Origin of the sequence: Streptomyces sp. NPDC041068 (assembly GCF_040647455.1) — a bacterium.
Lineage (GTDB): Bacteria > Actinomycetota > Actinomycetes > Streptomycetales > Streptomycetaceae > Streptomyces.
This window is the reverse complement of the sequence record NZ_JBEZCG010000021.1, coordinates 130,102-151,906: the sequence shown is the minus strand read 5'-3', so window position 1 is coordinate 151,906 and position 21,805 is coordinate 130,102. Positions and strand designations below refer to the sequence as shown.

18 protein-coding genes are annotated in these 21,805 nt (G+C 71.5%); 12 read left to right on the top strand and 6 right to left on the bottom strand.

Annotated elements, in window-relative coordinates:
* Positions 1-8 precede the first annotated feature (8 nt).
* The 3 genes from fabD (at position 9) to AB0B50_RS37590 (ending at position 5,855) form a co-directional block, all read left to right on the top strand.
* On the top strand, positions 9-3,233 hold the full coding sequence (gene fabD, locus AB0B50_RS37600) for an ACP S-malonyltransferase (protein WP_362340391.1): 3,225 nt from the start codon (positions 9-11) through the stop codon (positions 3,231-3,233).
* Positions 3,234-3,404: 171 nt separating this feature from the next.
* The gene (locus AB0B50_RS37595; RefSeq protein WP_362340389.1) at positions 3,405-4,628 is read left to right on the top strand and encodes a cytochrome P450; all 1,224 of its coding nucleotides are present in this window, start codon (positions 3,405-3,407) and stop codon (positions 4,626-4,628) included.
* A 39-nt stretch (positions 4,629-4,667) separates the two neighbouring features.
* Positions 4,668-5,855: a cytochrome P450 gene (locus AB0B50_RS37590; protein WP_362340388.1), complete on the top strand. Its 1,188-nt coding sequence runs from the start codon at positions 4,668-4,670 to the stop codon at positions 5,853-5,855.
* A gap of 53 nt (positions 5,856-5,908) precedes the next feature.
* Here the strand turns inward: AB0B50_RS37590 and AB0B50_RS37585 are convergent, their stop codons facing one another.
* On the bottom strand, positions 5,909-7,045 hold the full coding sequence (locus tag AB0B50_RS37585; RefSeq protein WP_362340386.1) for a glutamate--cysteine ligase: 1,137 nt from the start codon (positions 7,043-7,045) through the stop codon (positions 5,909-5,911).
* Positions 7,046-7,203: 158 nt separating this feature from the next.
* Here AB0B50_RS37585 and AB0B50_RS37580 point away from each other — a divergent pair, with 158 nt between their 5' ends.
* On the top strand, positions 7,204-8,382 hold the full coding sequence (locus AB0B50_RS37580) for a 4-hydroxybenzoate 3-monooxygenase (protein WP_362340385.1): 1,179 nt from the start codon (positions 7,204-7,206) through the stop codon (positions 8,380-8,382).
* Between the two features lie 36 nt (positions 8,383-8,418).
* On the opposite strand, the gene AB0B50_RS37575 is transcribed toward AB0B50_RS37580, so the two are convergent.
* From AB0B50_RS37575 to AB0B50_RS37565, 3 genes are all read right to left on the bottom strand, one after another.
* Positions 8,419-8,940, bottom strand: coding sequence for a DUF6328 family protein (locus AB0B50_RS37575; RefSeq protein ID WP_362340383.1), 522 nt, complete (start codon positions 8,938-8,940; stop codon positions 8,419-8,421).
* Positions 8,941-8,945: 5 nt separating this feature from the next.
* Complete coding sequence (locus AB0B50_RS37570; protein WP_362340382.1) at positions 8,946-10,343, bottom strand: NADP-dependent succinic semialdehyde dehydrogenase; 1,398 nt, start codon at positions 10,341-10,343, stop codon at positions 8,946-8,948.
* Between the two features lie 248 nt (positions 10,344-10,591).
* Positions 10,592-11,065 (bottom strand): nuclear transport factor 2 family protein, encoded by a 474-nt coding sequence (locus AB0B50_RS37565; RefSeq protein WP_362340380.1) that lies wholly within the window; start codon positions 11,063-11,065, stop codon positions 10,592-10,594.
* A 204-nt stretch (positions 11,066-11,269) separates the two neighbouring features.
* On the opposite strand from AB0B50_RS37565, the gene AB0B50_RS37560 reads away from it, so the two are divergent.
* Both AB0B50_RS37560 and AB0B50_RS37555 read left to right on the top strand, forming a co-directional pair.
* Positions 11,270-11,821 (top strand): TetR/AcrR family transcriptional regulator, encoded by a 552-nt coding sequence (locus tag AB0B50_RS37560; protein WP_362340378.1) that lies wholly within the window; start codon positions 11,270-11,272, stop codon positions 11,819-11,821.
* 62 nt (positions 11,822-11,883) lie between these two features.
* Positions 11,884-12,321, top strand: a complete 438-nt coding sequence (locus AB0B50_RS37555; RefSeq protein ID WP_362340376.1) for a nitroreductase/quinone reductase family protein — start codon at positions 11,884-11,886, stop codon at positions 12,319-12,321.
* Between the two features lie 56 nt (positions 12,322-12,377).
* Here AB0B50_RS37555 and AB0B50_RS37550 read toward each other — a convergent pair whose 3' ends face one another.
* Positions 12,378-13,268: a glycoside hydrolase family 19 protein gene (locus AB0B50_RS37550; protein WP_362340374.1), complete on the bottom strand. Its 891-nt coding sequence runs from the start codon at positions 13,266-13,268 to the stop codon at positions 12,378-12,380.
* A 351-nt stretch (positions 13,269-13,619) separates the two neighbouring features.
* Between AB0B50_RS37550 and AB0B50_RS37545 the strand changes: the two genes are divergently transcribed.
* The 5 genes from AB0B50_RS37545 (at position 13,620) to AB0B50_RS37525 (ending at position 20,146) form a co-directional block, all read left to right on the top strand.
* Complete coding sequence (locus AB0B50_RS37545; RefSeq protein ID WP_362340372.1) at positions 13,620-14,345, top strand: FadR/GntR family transcriptional regulator; 726 nt, start codon at positions 13,620-13,622, stop codon at positions 14,343-14,345.
* A 331-nt stretch (positions 14,346-14,676) separates the two neighbouring features.
* Entirely contained in the window at positions 14,677-15,864 is a 1,188-nt protein-coding gene (locus AB0B50_RS37540; RefSeq protein ID WP_362340371.1) for an MFS transporter, read from the top strand.
* Between the two features lie 71 nt (positions 15,865-15,935).
* A complete protein-coding gene (locus AB0B50_RS37535; protein ID WP_362340369.1) occupies positions 15,936-16,793 on the top strand; it encodes a GNAT family N-acetyltransferase in 858 nt (285 codons plus the stop codon).
* Positions 16,794-16,906: 113 nt separating this feature from the next.
* The gene (locus AB0B50_RS37530) at positions 16,907-18,826 is read left to right on the top strand and encodes an ABC transporter ATP-binding protein (RefSeq protein ID WP_362340367.1); all 1,920 of its coding nucleotides are present in this window, start codon (positions 16,907-16,909) and stop codon (positions 18,824-18,826) included.
* A gap of 96 nt (positions 18,827-18,922) precedes the next feature.
* Positions 18,923-20,146: a metallophosphoesterase gene (locus AB0B50_RS37525; protein ID WP_362340366.1), complete on the top strand. Its 1,224-nt coding sequence runs from the start codon at positions 18,923-18,925 to the stop codon at positions 20,144-20,146.
* Positions 20,147-20,158: 12 nt separating this feature from the next.
* Here the strand turns inward: AB0B50_RS37525 and gap are convergent, their stop codons facing one another.
* Positions 20,159-21,163: a type I glyceraldehyde-3-phosphate dehydrogenase gene (gene gap / locus AB0B50_RS37520; protein ID WP_362340365.1), complete on the bottom strand. Its 1,005-nt coding sequence runs from the start codon at positions 21,161-21,163 to the stop codon at positions 20,159-20,161.
* A 164-nt stretch (positions 21,164-21,327) separates the two neighbouring features.
* Between gap and panD the strand changes: the two genes are divergently transcribed.
* On the top strand, positions 21,328-21,744 hold the full coding sequence (gene panD / locus AB0B50_RS37515; RefSeq protein ID WP_362340363.1) for an aspartate 1-decarboxylase: 417 nt from the start codon (positions 21,328-21,330) through the stop codon (positions 21,742-21,744).
* Positions 21,745-21,805: the final 61 nt, after the last annotated feature.

Below are 21,805 nucleotides of genomic sequence, written 5' to 3'. Positions count from 1 at the left end.
AGCGACCGATGAACGAGCCACTGAAGAGCGAGCCACTGAAGAGCGAGCCGCCGAAGAGTGCGGAGCCACGGCTTCCCGTGGTGTTCATGTTCTCCGGCCAGGGCTCCCAGTACTACGGCATGGGCAAGGAACTCTTCGACGCCAACGAGGTGTTCCGCACGGCGCTGCTGCGCCTGGACGCCGTGGTCCGCGAGCACCTGGGCGAGTCGGTCGTCGACCGCGTCTTCGACCCCGTCAAGCCCAGGAACCACCCGCTCGACGACACCCGGATCACCCACCCCGCGATCGTCATGATCGAGCTGGCCCTCGCACAGACCCTGCGCGCGGAGGGCATCGAGCCCGACTACGTGCTCGGCTCCAGCCTCGGCGAGTACGCGGCGGCCGTCGTCGCCGGCAGCCTGTCCGCGGACGACTGCCTGCGCGTGCTCGTCCGGCAGGCCGGCATCATGGCCGGCAGCCCCCGCGGCGGCATGCTCGCCGTGCTGGCCGGGCCCGAGGTCATGGACACGGTGCCCGAGCTCGGCGCCTTGGAGGTCGCGGCCCGCAACTACCCGGGCAACTTCGTGGTCGCGGGCGGGGAGGCCGAACTGGCCGCTGCCGAGGCGGCCTTGCGCGCGGCCGACGTGCTGCACCTGCGGCTGCCCGTCGAGTACGCCTTCCACTCCCGGCTCCTCGATCCGGTCGTCGGGGCGTGCCGCGACAGCTTCGACGGCGTGGCGCTCGCACGGCCGCGCATCCCCTGGGTCTCCTGCGCGAGCGGCGGATTCGTGGAGGACGTCACCCCGGAGCACTTCTGGCACGCCGCGCGGCGGACGATCGACTTCGAGCGCGCCATGGCCGGCCTGCGGGCCCGCGGGGACTTCCTCCACCTGGACCTCGGCCCGTCGGGCAGCCTGCACAACTTCGTCCGCGCCCTGCTGCCCGCGGGTTCGGGCGCCCGATCCCTGCCGCTGCTCAGCCAGTTCGCCAAGGACACCGACCTGCTGGCCGAGGTCCGCACGCACGCCGCCCCGACGACACCACGGAAGGCGCACGGAATGAAGGTCTACGGATTCCCGGGCCAGGGATCTCAACGCCGGGGCATGGGAAGGGAGTTGTTCGCGCGGTTCCCCGAACAGACGGCGATCGCCGACGAGGTGCTCGGCTACTCGATCGAGGAACTCTGCGTCAGTGACCCGCAACGACGGCTCGGCCGCACCGAGTTCACCCAGCCCGCCCTCTACGTCGTCGGCGCGCTGTCCTATCTGGAGCGGCTCGCCGACGACCCGGTGCCGCCGGACCACGTGATCGGGCACAGCCTCGGCGAGTACGTGGCGCTTTTCGCCGCGGGGGTCTTCGACTTCGCGACCGGACTGCGCCTGGTGCGGCGGCGCGGTGAGCTCATGGCCGCCGCGGGAGGCGGGGCGATGGCCGCGGTCGTCGGCGTCGACGAGGCGACCGTCACGCGCGTCCTCACCGAATCGGACCTCGCCGGGCTCGACCTGGCCAACTACAACGCCATGGACCAGTTCGTCGTCTCCGGCCCCGGCGAGCTGATCGACACGGCCTGCGCCGCCTTCGAGGCCGCCGGTGCCCGCACGGTCCGGCTGCACGTCAGCGCCCCGCTGCACTCGCGGTACATGCGCCCGGCGGCGGAGGAGTTCGGCCGGTTCCTCGACGGGGTCACCCTGCACCCGCCGAAGATCCCCGTCCTGGCCAACGTCGACGCCAGGCCGTACACGGCCGACACGGTCAGGGAGCGGCTGACGTCGCAGATCGCCTCGTCGGTCCGGTGGACCGACACGGTGCGCACCTTGATGGCGTACGGAGACTTCGAGTTCACGGAGCTGGGGCCGGGCAGGGTCCTGACGAAGCTGGTGACGCGCATCAGGGACGCCGCGGAACCGCTCATCCCGCCCACCGACCGGCCGACCGCACAGACGCAGGCCGCGGCCGGGGCGCCCACCGACGAGGGCGAACCGGCGGGGATCGACGCCGAATCGCTCGGCGCCCGCAGCTTCCGCGAACGGTACGGGCTGCGGCGCTCCTACGTCGTGGGGTCGATGTACGGCGGGGTGTCCGGGCGGGAGCTGGTGCGCGCGGCGTCGAAGGCGGGCCTGCTCGGCTTCCTCGGCATCGGCGGGCTCCAAAGCGACGAGGTGGAGCGGCAGTTGCACGGCCTGGCCGAGGACCTCGGCCCCCACGGCCACGGCGTGAACCTGCTCTACCCGCACCGGGCACCGGAGCGGGAGGCCCCGCTCGTCGACGCGCTGCTGCGGCACGGCGTCGGCCTGGTCGAGGCGTCCGGCTACCCCTTCGTCACCGAGGAGCTGGTCCGCTACCGGCTCAAGGGCGGCCGGATCCTCGCGAAGGTGTCCAGGACCGACCTCGCCGCGGCCTTCCTCGCGCCGCCGCCGCACCAGCACGTAACGATGCTGCTCGCCAAGGGATCGGTGACGGAACAGGAGGCCGCCGCCGCGGCCGGGCGCCCCATGGCGGACGACCTGTGCATCGAGGCGGACGGCGGCTGGCTGACCGGCACGGCGGGCCCGCTCTCCCTGCTCCCCGCGGTGCTGAGGCTCCGGGACGAGGCGGCACGGCCGGGACACCGGGTGCACGTGGGATGCGCGGGCGGCATCGGCACCCCGGAGGCGGCCGCCGCGGCGTTCCTGATGGGCGCCGACTTCGTGCTGACCGGCTCGGTCAACCAGTGCTCCGTGGAGGCGGCCACCAGCGCCGCCGTCAAGGACCTGCTGCAGGAGGCCCAGGAGTACGACGTGGACACCGCGCCCTGGAGCGAGCTGTTCGAGCACGGGGTCCAGGCCCGCTATTTGAAGCGCGGTCAGTTCTTCCCGGCCAGAGCGTCCAGGCTGCACGACCTGTGGCGCCGCCACGCGTCCCTCGCCGAACTCGACGCCCCCATCAGGAAGCAGGTCTTCGACCGCTACCTGGGTGGAGAGAACCCGGGGGCGACGGTGGCGGACACCGACCCCAAGGCGGAACTGGCCGATGTGTTCCGCGCCTACTTCCGGCGCGGCTTCCGCCTCGCGGTGACGGGCGACCGGCAGTCCACCGTGGACTACCTGGTGCACTGCGGACCGGCGATGGGCGCCTTCAACCAGGCGGTCGCAGGGACCAGCCTGCAGCCGTGGCGGGCCCGCACCGTCGAGGCAGTCGCCGACCACCTCATGGACGGCGCAGCCGCCCACGTCACGGCCCGGATGCGGGCCCTGCGACCGGCACAAAAGATCTAGAGAGACGGAGGAAGGAAAGCTACGATCAGCAACCGTCCCGGCGGGGCACCACCGGTGTCACCGCGCCGAACGGGACCACCTCCCCCCGCGCGCTGGACCTCTCGACCAGCACAACCCCCTTTCACCGGTACACAAATGCTGACGCCTGCGCGCTCGGCAGAGGAGTTCACCATGAGCACGGTGCCGCACAGCGAGCCCCTGATCTTCAACCCGTTCACGCCGGAATTCATGGCCGACCCGTACCCGCACTACGCGGAGCTGCGCCGAGAGGTCCCGGTGCACGAACACCCCGGCGGCTTCTGGATGCTGTCGCGCTATGCGGACGTGGACGCGCTGCTGCGTTCCAATCTCTCCGTCGAGCAGCGCCACGTCGCCCCCGGCCCGTTCCGCGACGCGTACACGAACGCGGGCGTCACGGACGAGCCGCGCCTGAAGGGCCTCGCCCTCCTCGACCGGGACGCGCCGGACCACACCCGGCTGCGCAAGCTGGTCTCCAAGGCGTTCACACCGCGCGCCATCTACGCCATGGAGCCACGGATCAAGGCCCTCGTCGACGAGGCGCTCGACGGCATCGCCGCGGCAGGCGGCGGCGACCTGGTCGAATCCCTGGCGTTCCCGCTGCCGTTCACCGTGATATCCCGGATGCTCGGGATGCCGCCGACCGACACCAAGCGCATGCGGTACCTCACCAACGTACTGATGCGCTCCGTCGAACCGACCACGGACCCCGAGGTGATGAGGGCCGTCGAGGCGGCCGACGCCGAGCTGTTCGGCCTGGTCGGCGAGGCCGTCGCCTGGAAGCGTGACAACCCCGGCGACGACCTGCTCAGCCAGCTCATCGCGGTCGAGGACGACGGCGACGTCCTCAGCCACGACGAGCTCGTCGCCCAGGTCACCATGCTCTACGTCGCGGGCCACGAGACGACCGTGAACCTCATCTCCGGCGGCACACTCGCCCTGCTGCGCAACCCCGACCAGCTGGACCTGCTGCGCGCCGAGCCGGAGCTGATCGAGAACGCCGTCGAGGAGATGCTCCGGTACGACGCCCCGGTGCACAACAGCCGGCGGATCAACCTGGAGCCGTACCACGTCGGCGGGTTCGAGATCCCGCCGGGCTCGTTCATCCTCGCCAACCTGGCCGGCGCCAACCGCGACGAGGAGTTCTTCGGCCCCGACGCGGAGGAACTGCGCCTGGACCGCGAGAACGCCCGCAAGCAGCTCTCCCTCGGCGGCGGCATCCACCACTGCCTGGGCGCGGCGCTGGCCCGCATCGAGGGCCGGGTGGCGATCGGCGGCCTGGTGGAGCGCTTCCCCGATCTGGCCCTGAACGGCGAGGTCGAGTGGAACGGCCTGCTCAGCCTGCGCGGTGCGGCCCGGCTGCCGATCAGCGTGTGAGCGACGAGACCACGGGTGTGTACGAAAGGACCAGTGAACATGACCAGCGTTGACCCTGGCACCGCATGTCGGGTGAAGGACCTCCCGGTGGCCGAGCGGCGCGACGACGCCTGGCGGATGCTCGCCGACAAGGGCGAGGTCGCGCCCATGGCGGACGGCCTCGCGGTGACCGGCCTCGCCGGCGTCAAGGAGATGCTCAGGGAGCCGAACCGGTTCTCGGCCAAGATGGTGTTCGACGGCGTGGAGAGCGGCTACCCCCTCATCCCGCTGGGCTACGACCCGCCCGAGCAGACCCGCTACCGCCGTATCCTGCAGCCGTTCTTCAGCCCGCGCCGGATCCGGCCGCTGGAGGAGTCCCTGCGCGCCCAGGCCGTCGACCTCATCGAGAGCGCCAAGGCCCGTGGCGGCTGCGAGTTCGTCGCGGACATCGCCGACCCCTTCCCGGCACAGGGCCTGCTGACCCTGCTGGGGCTGCCCCTCGAGGAGCGCGAGCAGTTCATCGCCTGCAAGACAGCGGCCCTCGCCCTCACCGCCGACGCCGCGGGCGAAGTCCCCCTCACCGACGAGGAACGGGCGGCCGCGACGGCGCGGACCATGGCCACCGCCGGATATCTGATGGAGCTGATCCGGACTCGCCGCGCGCAGCCCGGCGACGACATCCTCAGCGAGATCCTGGCCATCGACGGCGACGACCGGCTGTCCGACGCGGAGGCCATGGGCCTGTGCGTGATGCTGATCCTGGCCGGCCTGGAGACCGTCACCGACGCGCTGAGCATGGCCATGGAACGCCTGGCCACCGCCCCCGAGCGGCGCAAGGAACTGGCCGCCGACCCCTCCCTCGTACCGGCGGCGGTCGAGGAACTGCTGCGCCTGGATCCGCCCGCGCCGTTCCTGCCCCGGGTCACCACCGAGGACGTCGAGGTCGCGGGCTGCCCGGTGTCGGCGGGGACCCTGGTCAACGCCCATCTGACGACGGCCAACCGGGACGAGGCCACCTGGCCGAGCCCCCACGACATCGACTTCCACCGCTCGGAGAACCCGCACACCACCTTCGGCGTGGGCGTGCACCGATGCCTGGGCGCGCACCTGGCGCGCCTGGAGATGCAGATCCTCTTCGAGGAGTGGCACCGCCGGATCCCGGAGTACGCGATCGCCGAGGGCACCGCGCACCGGGCCAGGCTGGTGCGCGCGAACATCGGGATGGAGTCGCTGCACCTGACGTTCTGAGGCGTGGCGCGAGCCGCACGCCCGGTGATGGATCCCGGGCGTGCGGCGGGAGTTCACGTCTCCTGGGTGCGGCGCACGCACTCCGCGACCACCGCGCCCAGGCTGCCCGTGCGGTGCAGCACGTCACGCTGGAGGCGCGCGCCGTTGCCGTGCCTCAGCAGCCCCTCTGTGCCCTTGCGCACCAGGTCGAGGTCGCCGCTCGCGTCCAGCGCGTCACGGAGGTGGTCAAGCAGCGCCCGCACCACCTCAGGGGCCCGCGCCGGCCGCATGGTCAGGGGATGGACCAGGTCGTCGTCCAGACCGGACCGCGCCGCCCGCCACGCGGCAAGGCGCAGCAGACCGACGGCATGCCCCAGCGGCGCCACACCCGCCCGCCACTCGCGCGCGGCCGTCTCGACGAGCCCCCGGGTCAGCGCTGCCACGAGGACGGTCGACGTGGCCTGCAGGCACACGTCCGCGACCCGGATCTCGACCGTCGGATAGCGGTGCGAGAGCCGGGCGTCGAAATAGACCATGCCCCGGTCGCGGACCACACCGGTGGCGACCATGTCGTGGACCCGCTCCTCGTACCGGGCGGCGGAGCCGAAGATCTCCGTGGGGCCCGCCATCGGCCAGCGGCCCCACACCCTGCTGCGATAGCTGTTGTACCGGGTGTCGTTCCCCTGCCAGTACGGCGAGTTGGCGCTCAGCGCGACAAGGACCGAGAGCCAGGGCCGGATCCGGTCGAGGACGGCCACGCCCTCCTCGTTCGATTCGACCGCCACATGGACGTGACAGCCGCAGGTCAACTGCTCCTGGGTGGTCAGCCCGAACTGCTCCTCCATCCACTGGTAGCGGGTGCTCGTGTTGACCGAGGGGCTGGAGGGCAGCGGTGAGGTGGCGAGGGCGGCGACCGCGGCGCCCACGTCACCGGCGTGCCGTGCCGCGTCCGAGCGCCACCGGACGACCTCCTCCGCGAGGCTGTCCATGCCCGTCCGCGGCTGCGTGGCGAACTCGAGTTGATGGCCGTGGAGTTCCTTCTCGAACGCCTCGTCCTCGCGCTCGCGGTAGTCGTCGTCGTGCCGCTCCGTGCCTGAGTTCCCCCCGGTGTCCATGGCCGCCCGCGCCAGGACGGCCGAGGAGAGTGCCCGTGGTTCCCCGCTCTCGCGGTCGATCAGGAGGAGTTCCTCCTCCACTCCTACGGTGCGCACAGGACGCCGCCTCTCTGTCCGTGGCCGCGGACCCGCCCGATGATTCGGCCGGAGCCGTTCGGTGAACCGACCTCCTTCCACCATTTTCCGTGGCCCGACGCGCAGGGGAACTCCCCGGGCGAGCCCCGCGTCGGCCGAGCTCCGGCCATACTTTCCGGATGACCGTCGTCATCGTGGGGGCCGGACCTGCCGGGCTCACCGTTGCCAACATCCTGCGCGCCGCCTCCGTGGACTGCGTCGTGCTGGAGACGGAGAGCAGGCAGTTCATCGAACAGCGGCCCCGGGCGGGCTTCCTGGAGGAGTGGGCGGTGCGGGCCCTCGACGAGCGGGGGCTCGCCGGGCCGCTCCTGGAGCGCGCGCAGGCGCACGTCGAGTGCGAGTTCCGCGGCGAGGGCGAGCGCCACCGATTCCGCTACGCCGAACTGTCGGGGCAGCACCACTTCGTCTATCCCCAGCCCCTGCTGGTGACGGACCTGGTGCGGGCGTACGCCGACCGGGCGGGCGGCGACATCCGGTTCGGCGTACGCGACGTGGACCTGCACGGCATCGACACGGACCGGCCCGCGGTGTCGTACACCGACCCGATTTCCGGGGAGCGCGTACGCGTCGACTGCGTTGCCGTCGCCGGCTGCGACGGGGCACGCGGCGTGAGCCACGACCACCTCACCGCCCGGTACGCCACCGTCGCCCGGCACGACCACGGCGTCGGCTGGCTCGCCCTGCTCGCCGAGGCGCCGCCGTCATCGGACTGCGTCGTCTTCGGCCTCCACCCCCGCGGCCTCGCCGCCCACATGGCCCGCAGCCCGCAGATCACCCGCTACTACCTTCAGTGCCCGCCCGGCGACGACCCGGCGAACTGGCCGGACGACCGCGTCTGGACCGAGCTGCACGCCCGGCTCGCGGCGGACGGCGCGCCGCCGCTCACCGAGGGGCGACTCGTCGAGAAGCGCGTCCTCGACATGCACGACTACGTGGTGGAACCCATGGCGTACGGACGGCTCTACCTGGCCGGCGACGCCGCCCACCTCGTCGCGCCGATCGCCGCCAAGGGCATGAACCTCGCGCTGCACGACGCGCTGCTGCTCGGCGACGCCCTGGCCGCGTACGTCAAGGGCGGGGACGAGAGCGGGCTCGGCGGCTACTCGGCGGCCTGTCTGCCGAGGGTGTGGCAGTACCAGGAGTTCTCGCAGTGGTTCGGGCACCTGTTGCACGGCGCCTCCTCCGGCGATCCCTTCGCGGCGGGCACCGCGGCCGCCCGGCTGCGCAGGGTCCTCGGCTCACCCACCGCAGCGGCGGCCTTCGCCGAGCTGTACATCGGCAAGAACGCCGACAACTGACCCTATCCGGAACCGAGTTGTCCGTTCGTACGCCGGTCAGTCCGCCGTCGTGTGGCGGTACCGGGCCCAGGCGGGCAGCACGAACCAGCACAGCAGATACCAAGCGACGACACCGGCCACCAGCCAGGGCGCGACGGTGTTGTCGGTGGCGAGCCGGAGCACCAGCAGGAGTGCGGACGTCAGCGTGCCGAGCAGAAGGATCAGGCCCGCGAGGATCAGCCGGGACGCCCACACCACCGCCTGCGGCTTGATCCTGCGGCCCGACACGATGCGGTGGAAGGAGACCGGTGCGATGAGGGCGCCCGTCGCGGTCGAGCCGAGCAGCACGGTCACGATGTAGATGGTCCGGTCGGTATCGCTCAGATCTGTGAACCGCGGCGCGAAGACGACCGTGAGGAGGAAGCCGAACAGGATCTGGACGCCGGTCTGCGCCACCCGGACTTCCTGGATCAGCTCGTTCCAGCGGCGGTCGGCGCGCTCCTCCTCGGTCTCGCGGCGGCTGTGGTCCCGGGCGCCGGTACCGGGCCGTTCCTCGAATCTGCCGTTCGAAGCGTCCACGCTCTCTACCCCGCTGAGCCGTACCAGACCGTCGTGGCGTTGCAGAACTCACGGATGCCGTGGCCCGACAACTCCCTTCCGTAGCCGGAGCGTTTGACGCCGCCGAAGGGGAGGCCGGGGTGGGACGCGGTCATGCCGTTGAAGAAGACACCGCCGGCCTGGAGGTCCCGTACGCAGCGCGCGATCTCGGCGTCGTCACGGGTCCAGACGTTCGAACTCAGGCCGAACGGCGTGTCGTTGGCGAGCTCCAGGGCCTCGTCCAGGTCCTCGACGCGGTACAGCGTGGCCACCGGTCCGAACGTCTCCTCCCGGTGGATCCGCATCTGCGGGGTGACGTCCGTGAGGACGGTGGGGGAGTAGTACCAGCCCCGCTCCTGCTCCTTGGGGCGCTGTCCGCCGCACAGGGCGGTGGCGCCCCGGTTCAGCGCGTCCTCGACGAGCTCCTCCAGGTCGGCGCGGCCCCGCTCGCTGGAGAGCGGGCCGACGTCGGTGTCCTCGTTCATCGGGTCGCCGACGGTCAACTCCCGCATCCCGGCGACGAATCGGTCACGGAAGGCGTCGTACACGTCGGCGTGCACGATGAAGCGTTTGGCGGCGATGCAGGACTGTCCGTTGTTCTGCACGCGGGCGGTCACCGCGGTCTTCGCGGCCCGCTCGACGTCGGCGCTCGACAGGACGATGTAGGGGTCGCTGCCGCCGAGTTCGAGCACCGTCTTCTTGATCTCGTCGCCCGCGACGGACGCCACCGAGCGCCCGGCGGGCTCACTGCCGGTGAGGGTGGCGGCGGCCACCCGCCGGTCGCGCAGCACGGACTCGACGGCGTCCGAGCCGATCAGGAGGGTCTGGAAACAGCCCTCCGGGTATCCGGCGCGGCCGAACAGATCCTGGAGGTAGAGAGCCGTCCTCGGCACGTTCGACGCGTGCTTGAGCAGGGCCACGTTGCCCGCCATGAGGGCGGGGGCGGCGAACCGTACGACCTGCCAGAGCGGGAAGTTCCAGGGCATCACGGCGAGCACGACGCCGAGCGGGCGGTAGTGGACCGCCGCCCGTGCGGCGCCCGAGTCGGCGACGTCGGCCTGTGCGGGTCGCTCGTCCGCGAGCAGTTCCTCGGCGTGCCGTGCGTACCAGCGCATGGTCTTGACGCACTTGGCGGCCTCGGCCTCGGCCGCCTTGACGGGCTTGCCCATCTCCGTCGTCATCGTGCGGGCGATGTCCGGGGCGTCCTCCTCCAGGAGGTCGGCCGCCCGGTTCAGGAGCAGGGCACGCTCGGCGAAGCCGCTGGTGCGATAGCGGGCGCGGGCGGTGTCGGCCGCCGCCAGGCGTCGCTCGATCTCGGCCGGCGGCAGCGGTTCGAAGGTCTCCAGTGTCTCGCCGGTGGCGGGATCGACCGTGGCGATGGGCATGCGGTGCCTTCCTGGATTCTGCCGAGACGTCCAGCCTAGGTCGCCCTGCGGAACGGGGCACTCGGAGGCGTCGGAGCGCGGCGCTCGGCGTCGGCGGACGCGGCACCCGCAGTCAGGATGCCGCGTGCGGTGGTCATGTCGGCCTCCTTGCCCGTCGGTGGGGGCGTCGGAGACCGGGTGCCCCGCCCGCCGGGGCGTAACACCCGGGTGGCCGCGCCGCGTTCACCGATCAGGGCGTGTGAAGGGAGTCAGAGGCCGAGCTCGGTGAGGCCGGGGTGGTCGTCGGGGCGGCGGCCGAGCGGCCAGTGGTAGAGGCGGTCGGACTCCGCGATGGGGAGGTCGTTGATGCAGGCGTGGCGGGCGCGCATCAGGCCGTCGTCGTCGAACTCCCAGTTCTCGTTGCCGTAACTGCGGTACCACTGGCCGGAGTCGTCGTGCCACTCGTAGGCGAAGCGGACCGCGATGCGGTTGCCGTCGTGGGCCCACAGCTCCTTCACGAGCCGGTAGTCGAGCTCGCGGGCCCACTTGCGGGACAGGAAGGCGACGATGTCCTCGCGGCCGGTCACGAACTCGGCGCGGTTGCGCCAGCGCGAGTCCTCGCTGTAGGCGAGGGCCACCTTCTCGGGATCGCGGCTGTTCCAGCCGTCCTCGGCCAGGCGGACCTTCTCGATCGCGGTCTCACGGGTGAAGGGCGGGACGGGGGGTCGGGTACCGACGGGCATGGCGGTCTCCTCATGGGCGGTGTGGGCAGGGCGAGTGGTGCGGACGAGCGGTGCGGACGAGTGGTAGGGACGAGCGGAGAACGAACGTTCTCCGCCGAGATCCGCCACGATAGGAGAACGCTCGTTCTCGCGCAACGGTGCGACAGTCCTCGTACGCGTAGTAGCCTGAGAGAACGTACGTTCTCACTCCGGACGGGAGCCACCATGGACCACGCCGAGGCGGAGGTCAGACTCCTCGAAGCCGCCGAAGGGCTCTTCTACGAACGCGGCATCCAGGCCGTCGGCATGGACCAGGTCCGCACCGCGTCCGGCGTCTCGCTCAAGCGCCTCTACCAGGTCTTTCCTTCGAAGTCGGAGCTGGTCAAGGCCTGTCTGGAGCGCCGCGACCGACGCTGGCGCGAGCGCCTTGCCGCGTACGTGGACGAGCGTGAGGGTGGCGAGGAGCGGGTCCTCGCGGTCTTCGACTGGCTGCACGAGTGGTTCGCCGAGCCGGGTTTCCGCGGCTGTGCCTTCGTGAACTCCTTCGGCGAGCTCGGCGCGGTCGACCCGGCGGTGGCCGACACGGTCCGGGCGCACAAGAGCGCCTTCCGGGACTACATGGCGGGGCTCGTGGCCGACGCGGGCGGCCCGGAGCGGTCCGTCGGGCCGCTGGTCCTGCTCGCGGAGGGCGCCATGACGACCGCCGCGATCTCGGGGTCGCCCGAGGCCGCGCGCCAAGCCCGGTGCGGCGCCGCCCAGTTGCTGGCCGCGTCGTAAGCTCGACCGTTCGACGGCTCGGCCGGCCGGCGTGAGTCGGCTGTCCGGCATGAGGAGGGGCGATGGCCAAGACGTACCGCGTGCACTTCGGTACGCGCATGATCAACCGGATGTTCCACACGCTGACCGGGTTCGGTCTCGGCAACGCGTACCGGTACAACCTGAGTGTGCGGGGCAGGAAGTCGGGGCGCCTGTACTCCACCCCGGTCGACGTGATGTCGGCCGGTGGCGAGCGCTGGGTCGTCGCCGCCTACGGGGTGAGCGACTGGGTGCGCAACGCGCGCGTGGCCGGGCGGATCGGCCTCAGCCGGGGCGGCAGGTCTCAGAGCGTGGGCGTGGTCGAGCTCGGGCCCGAGGAGAGCGTGCCGGTGCTGCGGCAGTATCTGCGCGAAGTGCCCGTCACCCGGCCCTACTTCGATGTGACGGCCGAGTCGTCGGACGAGGAGTTCGCCGCGGAGGCGGCGCGGCATCCGGTGTTCCGGCTGGTGCCGCAGGCGTGACGTGAGGTGCCGGGCGGGCCCACTGCGGGGCCCGCCCGGCACCACCGGGGCACGTGTCAGCAGCTCAGGTTCGAGCCGGGCGTGGTGCCGAGGATCTGCGTGAAGGCCTTGTACCGGTCGATGCGGCTCTGGACCTGGGCGGGGTTGCCGCCGTTGCACTCCAGGGTGCCGTTGATGGCGCGGATCGTCTCGCCGAAGCCGGCGCCGTTGACCATGGCGTTGTGCGGGGTCATGGTGCCGGGGCCGCTCTGCGTGTTCCAGTACCACAGGCCCGTCTGCCAGGCGATGGCCGGGTTCTGCTCCACCAGGTAGGGGTTGCCCAGCAGGTCGATGCCGAGCGCGTCGCCCGCGGCCTTGTAGTTGAAGTTCCAGCTCAGCTGGATCGGACCGCGGCCGTAGTAGGCGGCCTGTCCGGCCGGACAGCCGTAGGGCTGGGTCTTGTCGCAGTAGTGCGGGTAGTTGTTCTGGTTCTGCTCCACGACGTACTTCAGGCCGCCCGTCTCATGGCTGACGTTGGCGAGGAATGCCGCCGCCTCCTGGCGCTTGACGGTGTCGCTGCCGGTGTTCGCGAAGCCGGGGTACGCCTTCAGGGCATCGGTCAGGCCCTTGTAGGTGTAGAAGGAATTCCGGCTCGGGAACATCTGGTTGAACTGCGCCTCGCTGACGACGAAGCCGGACGGGTCGGGATTGCCCGGGTCCGTGCCGCCGCCGCAGGCGCCCTGGTCCGTCCAGACGTCGGACCGGCCGGGGGTCTCGTTCTGGGTCCACCACTTGGCGGTCCAGTTGTGTCCGTTGTACGAGGCCGACTTGCCGCCCGTGTAGACGGACGAGGAGTTCCACGGCGCGGCGCACTCGGCGGCGGACGCCGTGGTGGCGGCCGGGCCGAGGACGATCATCGCGCCGAGCGCGGCCAGTGCGGCGGCGAAGCTGGTGATGCGTCTGATCATGCCAACTCTCCTTACGGGCGGGGCGGATGAGGGCCCGCGCCGCCATGGGGGTGCCGCGACTCAAGCGAAAATGGTCTGGACCTGTCAAGGTCTGGACCAGGTCGGACTGTGTACCGCCGGGGCCGTGTGCGAGGCGGGCCCGCCGCCTCGGGCGCGCCAATTGCGGCCCTCAACAGGTGTGATGCGTACGGGACTTCAGTCGGTCGGCGGTCCGCGCGCGAGGGCCTTCAAAGGTAAAACCTCCGGGCCGTCCAGCATGCGGACCGCCGGTGCGGCTTTGACAGGGCGAAACATGGGATGTTCCCATGTCTGCCATCGGGAGTGGGAGAACAAGAGAGAAGGTGGCGACCGATGCCGTTGCGCAGTGCCGCGCGGACCAACCTCGTCGACCTGGTCATCGCCCAGATGGAGAGCCTCATCTCCGACGGCGAGTGGCAGGTGGGCGAGAAGATCCCTGCCGAGCCGCTGCTCGTGGAGCAGCTCGCGGTGGGCCGCAACACCGTGCGGGAGGCGGTGCGCGCGCTGGTGCACACCGGCATGCTGGAGCCCCGCCAGGGCGACGGCACATATGTGCGGGCGAGCAGCGACTTCGGCGCGGCGGTGCAGCGCAGGCTGCGCAGGGCGGGGGTCCTTGAGGCGTACGAGGTGCGTGCCTCCCTGGAGCGCGACGCCGCGCGCCACGCGGCGGAGCGCCGCACGGACGAGGACCTCGCCGCGCTGCGGACGGCGCTCGCCGAGCGCGGGCGGGCCTGGAGCGGCGGGGACACGGCGGCGTTCATCGACGCGGACGTGGCCTTCCACCGCACGGTCGCCGAAGCAGCGCACAACAGCGTCCTCGCCGAGCTGTACGGACACCTCAGCGACGCCCTGCGCGAAACGCTGCAGTCGGTCGTCGGCGCGCCCGTTCCGGACTCGGTGCGTCACCAGCTGGACGCCCATGAGGCGATCGTCGACGCCATCGAGGCGCGGGACGCCGAGGCGGCGGAAAAGGCGGTCCTCGCCCACCTCGCCGAGGGCATGGCGGCACTGCGGGACCAGGACGCCGACGCGGACATCTCGGAGGCGAACCATGGCTGAGGGGTCACGAACCGTTCCGGGGGCGACAGCCGCCGGTGGGACGGCGGCCGCCGCTGTCGAATCGCAGCGGGCTGCGGAGGCGGTCGGTGGCCCTGCCCGCGTCGGTGGTCGCGGTGGTGTCGAGGCGGCCGGTGGTCGTGGGCCGGTCGGTGGTCGCGGTGGTGTCGAGGCGGCCGGTGGTCGTGGGCCGGTCGGTGGTCGCGGTGGTGTCGAGGCGGCCGGTGGTCCCGAGCCGGTCGGTGGCCGCGTTGGTGTCGAGGCGGCCGGTGGTCCCGAGCCGGTCGGTGGCCGCGTTGGTGTCGTCGCGGGTGGCAGTCCCGCTGGCGGCGGCGTGCCCGCTGGGCGGCGGGCCCTCTATCTCGCCCTCGGCGTCGTCCTGCTCGCGCTCAACCTGCGGCCCGCCCTCGTCGCCGTTTCCCCGCTTGCCGACACCATCCGTGACGACAGCGGCATGTCCGCCGCCGCCACCAGCCTGCTCACCGCGCTTCCCCTCCTCTGCTTCGGGCTGCTCGCGCCCGTCGCGCCGCGGCTCGGGCGGTCGTTCGGGATGGAGCGGTCGCTGCTCGGCACCATGGCGTTGATCTGCGCGGGCACGGCCCTGCGCATGGTCGACTCCGTCGTCGCGCTCTTCGCCGGAACCGTCGTCATCGGCGCGGGCATCGCCGTCGCCAACGTCCTGCTGCCGGGCCTGATCAAGCGGGACTTCCCGGCCAAGGCCGGGCTGATGACGGGGCTCTATTCGATGTCGCTGTTCGGCGGCGCCGCCCTCGCGGCGGGTGTCACCCTGCCCGTCCAGCAGGCCACCGGCATGAACTGGCGTACCACGCTGGCCTGTTGGGGTGCCCTCGCCGTCGTCGCGCTGCTCGTGTGGCTGCCGCAGATCCGGTCCCGTACGCGCGTGACCGCGGACGCGGCGCGCCAGGCGGCCCACCCCGTACGCGGCCTGTGGCGCTCCCCGCTGGCCTGGCAGGTCACCGCGTACATGGGCCTGCAGTCCCTCAACTACTACGCGGCCGCCGCCTGGCTGCCCACCGTGTTCCAGGACGCGGGAATGGCCGCGGGCGACGCGGGCTGGATGCTCTCCTTCTCCTCGCTGCTCGGCATCGCGGGCTCCTTCCTCGCCCCGGTGATCGTCGGCCGGCGCCTGCGCTCGGGCACCCTCGCGGCCCTCGGCGCCGTCCTCTGCGCCCTCGGCTACGCGGGCCTGCTCGCCGCCCCGGTCGGCGGTGCCTACCTGTGGATGACCCTGCTCGGCCTCGGCCAGGGCGCGGCCATCAGCCTGGCGCTCCTGTTCATCGTGCAGCGGGCGCCCGACGCCCGGCACGCCGCGCAGCTCTCCAGCATGTCCCAGTGCTTCGGCTACATCCTCGCCGCCACCGGGCCGACCGTCCTCGGCGCCGTCCACGACGCCTCGCACAGCTGGACCGCGCCGCTCGTCCTCCTCCTCGTCCTGCTCGTGCCGCAGGTCGCGGTCGGTCTCGGCGCCGCACGGGACCGGCACGTGGCGGGCATCGGCTGAGCCCCGCTCGGGCAGGATGCACCCGGTGCGTTTCTCCACGGCGCACCACAACGGAGGAGAAGGGTGCAGTGATGACCGATTCGGCTCCCGGGCGGTTCGCGATCTCGCGGGCGACGCTCGACGACTGGCGTGTGGTGACGGGATGGGCGGGGGACGAGGGCTGGAACCCGGGCCTCGGCGACGCCCCCTCGTTCTTCGCGCAGGACCCCGAGGGGTTCTTCATCGGGCGCCTGGACGACGATCCTGTCTCCGCGATCTCGGTGGTCAACTACGGGGACAGCTACGCCTTTCTCGGGTTCTACCTCGTCCGCCCCGACCAGCGCGGCCACGGCTTCGGCCTCGCCACCTGGCAGGCCGCGCTCGCCCATGCCGACGGCAGGACCGTCGGCCTGGACGGTGTCCCCGCCCAGCAGGGCAACTACCGCCGCTCCGGCTTCACCTGGAAGCACGGCACCCAGCGCTTCGTCGGCCCGCTGCCCTCGAACGGCGTGCCCGACCGGCACGTGCGCCCCGTCGAGGCCGCGGGCCTGCGCGCGCTCATGGCGTACGACAGCGCGTGCCTGCCCGCCGACCGGCCGCGCTTCCTGGAGTCCTGGCTCGCCGCCCCCGGCCACCGGGCCCTCGCCCGCATCGTCGACGGCAGGCTCACCGGGTACGGAGTGATCCGGCCCGGCCGCGACGCCCCGCGCGTCGGGCCGCTCTTCGCGGACACCCGCGCCGACGCCGAGGCCCTCCTGGACGCACTGGCCGCGGAGGCGGACGGCACGCCCGTCGCGATGGACGTGCCCGAGACCAACACGGAGGCCGTCGCGCTCGCCGAGGCACGCGGCATGAAGCCCACGTTCGACACGGCCCGCATGTACACGGGCCCGATCAGGGCGTACGCCGAGGAGCGTGTCTTCGGCGTCACGTCACTGGAACTCGGCTGAGCGACAGGGCACCGCCCTCTCTCTACCGCACGCCCGCAGCTGCTTTCCCGCGCCCCTCAAAGGCGCGGGAAAGTGTTGACCTCAAGTTTGCTCGAGGTCCTAACGTTCCTCGCATGAGCATGGAAACCACCGCATGGACCCAGCTGCACAGCGTCATGAACGCACAGCAGGACCGCCGTCCCTTCGCCCGCGCCACACTGCGCCGCATCGGCGCCTTCGCGAGGCCCCACCGCAGACGCATCTGGCAGTTCGTGCTGCTCAGCATCGTCACCGCACTGCTCGCCGTGGCGACCCCCGTCCTCGCAGGGAACGTCGTCGACGCCATCGTCAACGGCCGTGACTCCTCCATCGTCGTGCGGTACGCCCTGCTCATCGCCGTCATCGCCCTGGCGGAGGCCGGACTCGGGCTGCTGAGCCGCTGGCTGTCGGCGAACCTCGGCGAAGGCCTGATCCTCGATCTGCGCACCGCCGTCTTCGACCACGTACAGCGCATGCCCGTCGCCTTCTTCACCCGCACCCGCACGGGCGCCCTCGTCAGCCGCCTCAACAACGACGTGATCGGCGCGCAGCGGGCGTTCAGCAACACGCTGTCCGGCGTGGTCGGGAACGTGGTCACGCTGGTCCTGACCCTCGCCGTCATGCTCACTCTTTCGTGGCAAATCACCCTGCTCGCCCTGGTGTTGCTCCCCGTCTTCATCGTGCCCGCGCGCCGCATGGGCTCGCGGATGGCCAAGCTCCAGCGCGAGGCCGCCCACCACAACGCCGCCATGGGCACCCGGATGACCGAGCGCTTCTCCGCGCCCGGCGCCACCCTCATCAAGCTCTTCGGCAGGCCCGGCGACGAGTCCGCGGAGTTCGCCGCACGAGCCCACCGGGTGCGGGACATCGGCGTACGCACCGCCATGGCGCAGTCCACGTTCATCACCGCCCTCACGCTGGTGTCGGCCCTCGCGCTCGCGCTGGTCTACGGCCTGGGCGGGTACTTCGCGCTGGAGGGAACGCTGGAGGCGGGGGCCGTCGTCTCGCTGGCGCTGCTGCTCACCCGGCTGTACGCGCCGCTGACGTCCCTGGCCGGGGCGCGCGTGGAGGTCATGAGCGCACTCGTCAGCTTCGAGCGGGTCTTCGAGGTGCTCGACCTGAAGCCGCTCATCGACGAGAAGGACGACGCGGTGCCCGTGCCCGAGGGGCCCGTCGCCGTCGAGTTCGACGACGTGCGGTTCGGCTACCCCGCCGCCGACAAGGTCTCCCTCGCCTCCCTCGAAGAGGTCGCCTCGCTCGACACCCGCGGCGGCGAAGAGGTCCTGCACGGCCTGTCGTTCCGCGCCGAGCCCGGACAGACCGTCGCGCTCGTCGGGTCCTCCGGCGCGGGCAAGTCGACCATCGCACAGCTGCTGCCGCGCCTGTACGACGCCGACGGGGGCACCGTGCGCATCGGCGGTGTCGACGTACGCGACCTGTCCGCCGAGTCGATGCGGGCCACCCTGGGGATGGTCACGCAGGACGGTCACCTCTTCCACGAGTCCGTCCGCGCGAACCTGCTCCTCGCGAGGCCCGACGCGAGCGAGGCCGACCTGTGGGACGTGCTGCGGCGGGCCCGGCTCGAAGACCTCGTACGGTCTCTGCCCGACGGTCTGGACACCGTGGTCGGTGAGCGCGGGTACCGGCTCTCCGGCGGCGAGCGGCAGCGGATGACCATCGCGCGGCTGCTCCTTGCCCGGCAGCGGGTCGTCATCCTCGACGAGGCCACGGCCCACCTCGACAACACCTCGGAGGCGGCCGTCCAGGAGGCGCTCGGCGAGGCCCTCGAAGGCCGCACCGCCGTGGTGATCGCCCACCGGCTCTCCACGGTGCGGTCCGCCGACCAGATCCTCGTCGTCGAGGCGGGGCGCATCGTGGAACGCGGCACGCACGAGGAACTCCTCGAACTGGGCGGGCGGTATGCGGAGTTGTACCGGACGCAGTTCGCCAAGGGGACGGATGGACCGGCGGCCGGGGGCGCGGTCGGCGAGGCGGAGGCCGTGCCGGTGGGCTGAGGGGAATCCCTCGTACCGCAAGCCGTGGCCAGACATCCACCAGGAGTTCATCGGTTCCCCACCAACCGCACCCCCACCCATGAGAGAAACCCCCTCATGTGCGACGACGAGTTGATACCGCCGAGCGCGGACATGACGGAGGAACAGTGGCTGCGGGCGGACCCGCAGCTCGCCGAGGGACCGGTGGGGGAGCGGGTCCGGCAGATGCGGGCCGTGCGGAGGCGGTCCGTGCTCGGCGGTGTGGTGGCGGGCGCCGCGGCGCTGACGGTCCTGCCGGGGACGCAGTCGCCCGCGGCGGCGACCGGGCGCGGGAGCGACGGCAAGTTCCCCCTGCCGACCGCCCCGAACAGGGCCGGTGAGTACGCGGTCCTCCTCACCGGCGACGCGGGCACCGGCGAGGAGGCGCAGCACGCGGTGGCGGCCGCGGCCCGCGAGGTGTGCCGCGCGGAGGGCGTCTCCGTGGCGGTCGGCCTCGGCGACAACATCTACGAGAACGGCCCCGAGTCGGACCACGACTCGGAGTTCCGCACCAAGTTCGAGGACCCCAACTCCGGCCTGGACATGCCCTGGTTGATGGTCCTCGGCAACCACGACTGCTCCGGTCTGATACCGGGCAGCGGCGGCGACCCCTCGCGCGGCGACCGAGAGGTGTCGTACGCGAAGGGGTCGCGGCGCTGGTACATGCCGAGCCGCTACTACAACGTGGCACTGCCGTCCGCGGCGGACACCAAGGACAACAGGCAGGGCGATCCGCTCGTGGAGTTCTTCGCGATGGACACCAACCCCGTCACTTCGTACGTCGTCCAGATGGACCCGCACTACTGGTGGAACGGCCCGTACATGCGCGATCAGCGCGCCTGGCTCGACGGCGCGCTCAAGGCGTCGCGGGCCCGCTGGAAGATCGTGCTCGGCCACCACCCGTACCTGAACAACGGCAAGCACGGCAGCGCCGGTTCGTACGACGGCTTCGTGATCGGCAACTACACCAGCGGCATCCACCTCAAGGAGATCTACGAGGAGGTGGTGTGCGGCCGCGCCGACCTGATCCTCTCCGGTCACGACCACACCCTGCAGATCCTGGAGCCCACCTCCCGCAGCGGCGGCACCCGGCAGATCGTGTGCGGCGCCGCGGGCAAGGCGGGCGACGGCAAGGCCCACTTCGACCACCCGGCGACCTGGCAGAACTTCTCGGACCACGGCTTCATGATCCTGAAGGTGTCCGAGCGGGCGATGACGGTGGACGCGTACACGGTGGACGTCGCCACGCGCCGGGCCCGCCGGGTGCACCGCATGCGTACGGCGACGCCGCTGGGCCGCTAGAGCGTCAGAGCCTCAGAGCGACGCGCCGACGAGCAGAGCGAGGTCGACGAGGCGGTTCGAGTAACCCCACTCGTTGTCGTACCAGCCGACGACCTTGACCTGCCCCTCGGTCACGCGGGTGAGTCCGGCGTCGAAGACGCAGGAGGCGGGGTCGTTGACGATGTCGCTGCTGACCAGGGGTGCCTCGGTGTAGGAGAGGAGTCCCTTGTACCGCCCGGCCGCGGCCGCCGCGTACGCCTCCTTCACCTCTTGCACCGTGGTGCCGCGGCTCGGCGTGATCGTCAGATCGGTGACGGAGCCGGTGGGGACGGGCACCCGCAGGGCGAACGCGTCCATGCGTCCGGCCAGTTCGGGCATGACCAGGCCGATGGCCTTGGCCGCTCCGCTGGAGGTCGGGACGATGTTGAGGCCGGCGGCGCGGGCGCGGCGCAGGTCCTTGTGGGGCGCGTCCTGGAGGTTCTGGTCCTGGGTGTAGGCGTGAACGGTGGTCATCATGCCCGCCTCGATGCCCACCGCGTCGTGCAGCACCTTGGCCAGCACGGCCAGGCAGTTGGTGGTGCAGGAGGCGTTGGAGATGATCGTGTGGCGCCCGGGGTCGTACGCGTCCTCGTTGACGCCCAGCACGACGGTGATGTCCTCGCCGCTGGCCGGGGCGGCGATGATGACCTTCTTCGCGCCGCCCTCGACGTGCGCCCGCGCCCGTGCGGCGTCGGTGAAGACGCCGGTGGACTCGATCACGACGTCCACGCCCAGGTCGCCCCACGGCAGGTCGCCGGGGTCGCGCTCGGCAAGGACCTTGATCGTCTCGTCGCCCACCCGGATCGCACCGGGCTCGGCGGTGACCTCCTCGGGGAAGCGGCCCAGGATCGAGTCATGGGCCAGGAGGTGGGCCATCGTGGGGACGTCGCCGAGGTCGTTGACGGCGACGACCTCCAGCCCCGAATCCCGCGCGGCCGCCGCCCGGAAGACGTTGCGTCCGATACGCCCGAAGCCGTTGATGCCGATACGCACAGTCATGGATGTGTCCCTCGTGTGGCGCCAGATTCATCACGAGCTTACATAAGCAAGTGATGTACTTCCAGAGTGGCCGCTGTCGGGGCCGAACGGTGGGGCGTAAGGTGTGCGGGCAGCACTTGACCTGCAACAGCGCAGGCAGGTAGCCGACTTCTGGGAGTAACTCGATGTTGCGAACCATGTTCAAATCGAAGATCCATCGCGCCACGGTCACCCAGGCCGACCTGCACTACGTGGGATCCGTGACCATCGACGCCGACCTGCTCGACGCGGCCGATCTGCTGCCCGGCGAGCTCGTCCACATCGTCGACATCACCAATGGCGCCCGCCTGGAGACGTACACGATCGAGGGCGAGCGCGGCAGCGGCGTCATCGGCATCAACGGCGCGGCCGCGCACCTCGTCCACCCCGGGGACAGGGTGATCATCATCAGCTACGCCCAGGTCGAGGACGCCGAGGCGCGGGCTCTGCGGCCACGGGTCGTGCATGTCGACGAGGCCAATCGCGTCGTGGCCCTCGGTGACGATCCGGCGGAGGCCGTGCCCGGGGATCCGGAGATGGCGCGGAGTCCCCTGAGCCTGTAGGTCCTTGAGCCTGCAGGTCCCTTGAGTCTGCAGGTCCCTTGAGTCTGCAGGTCTCGTGAGC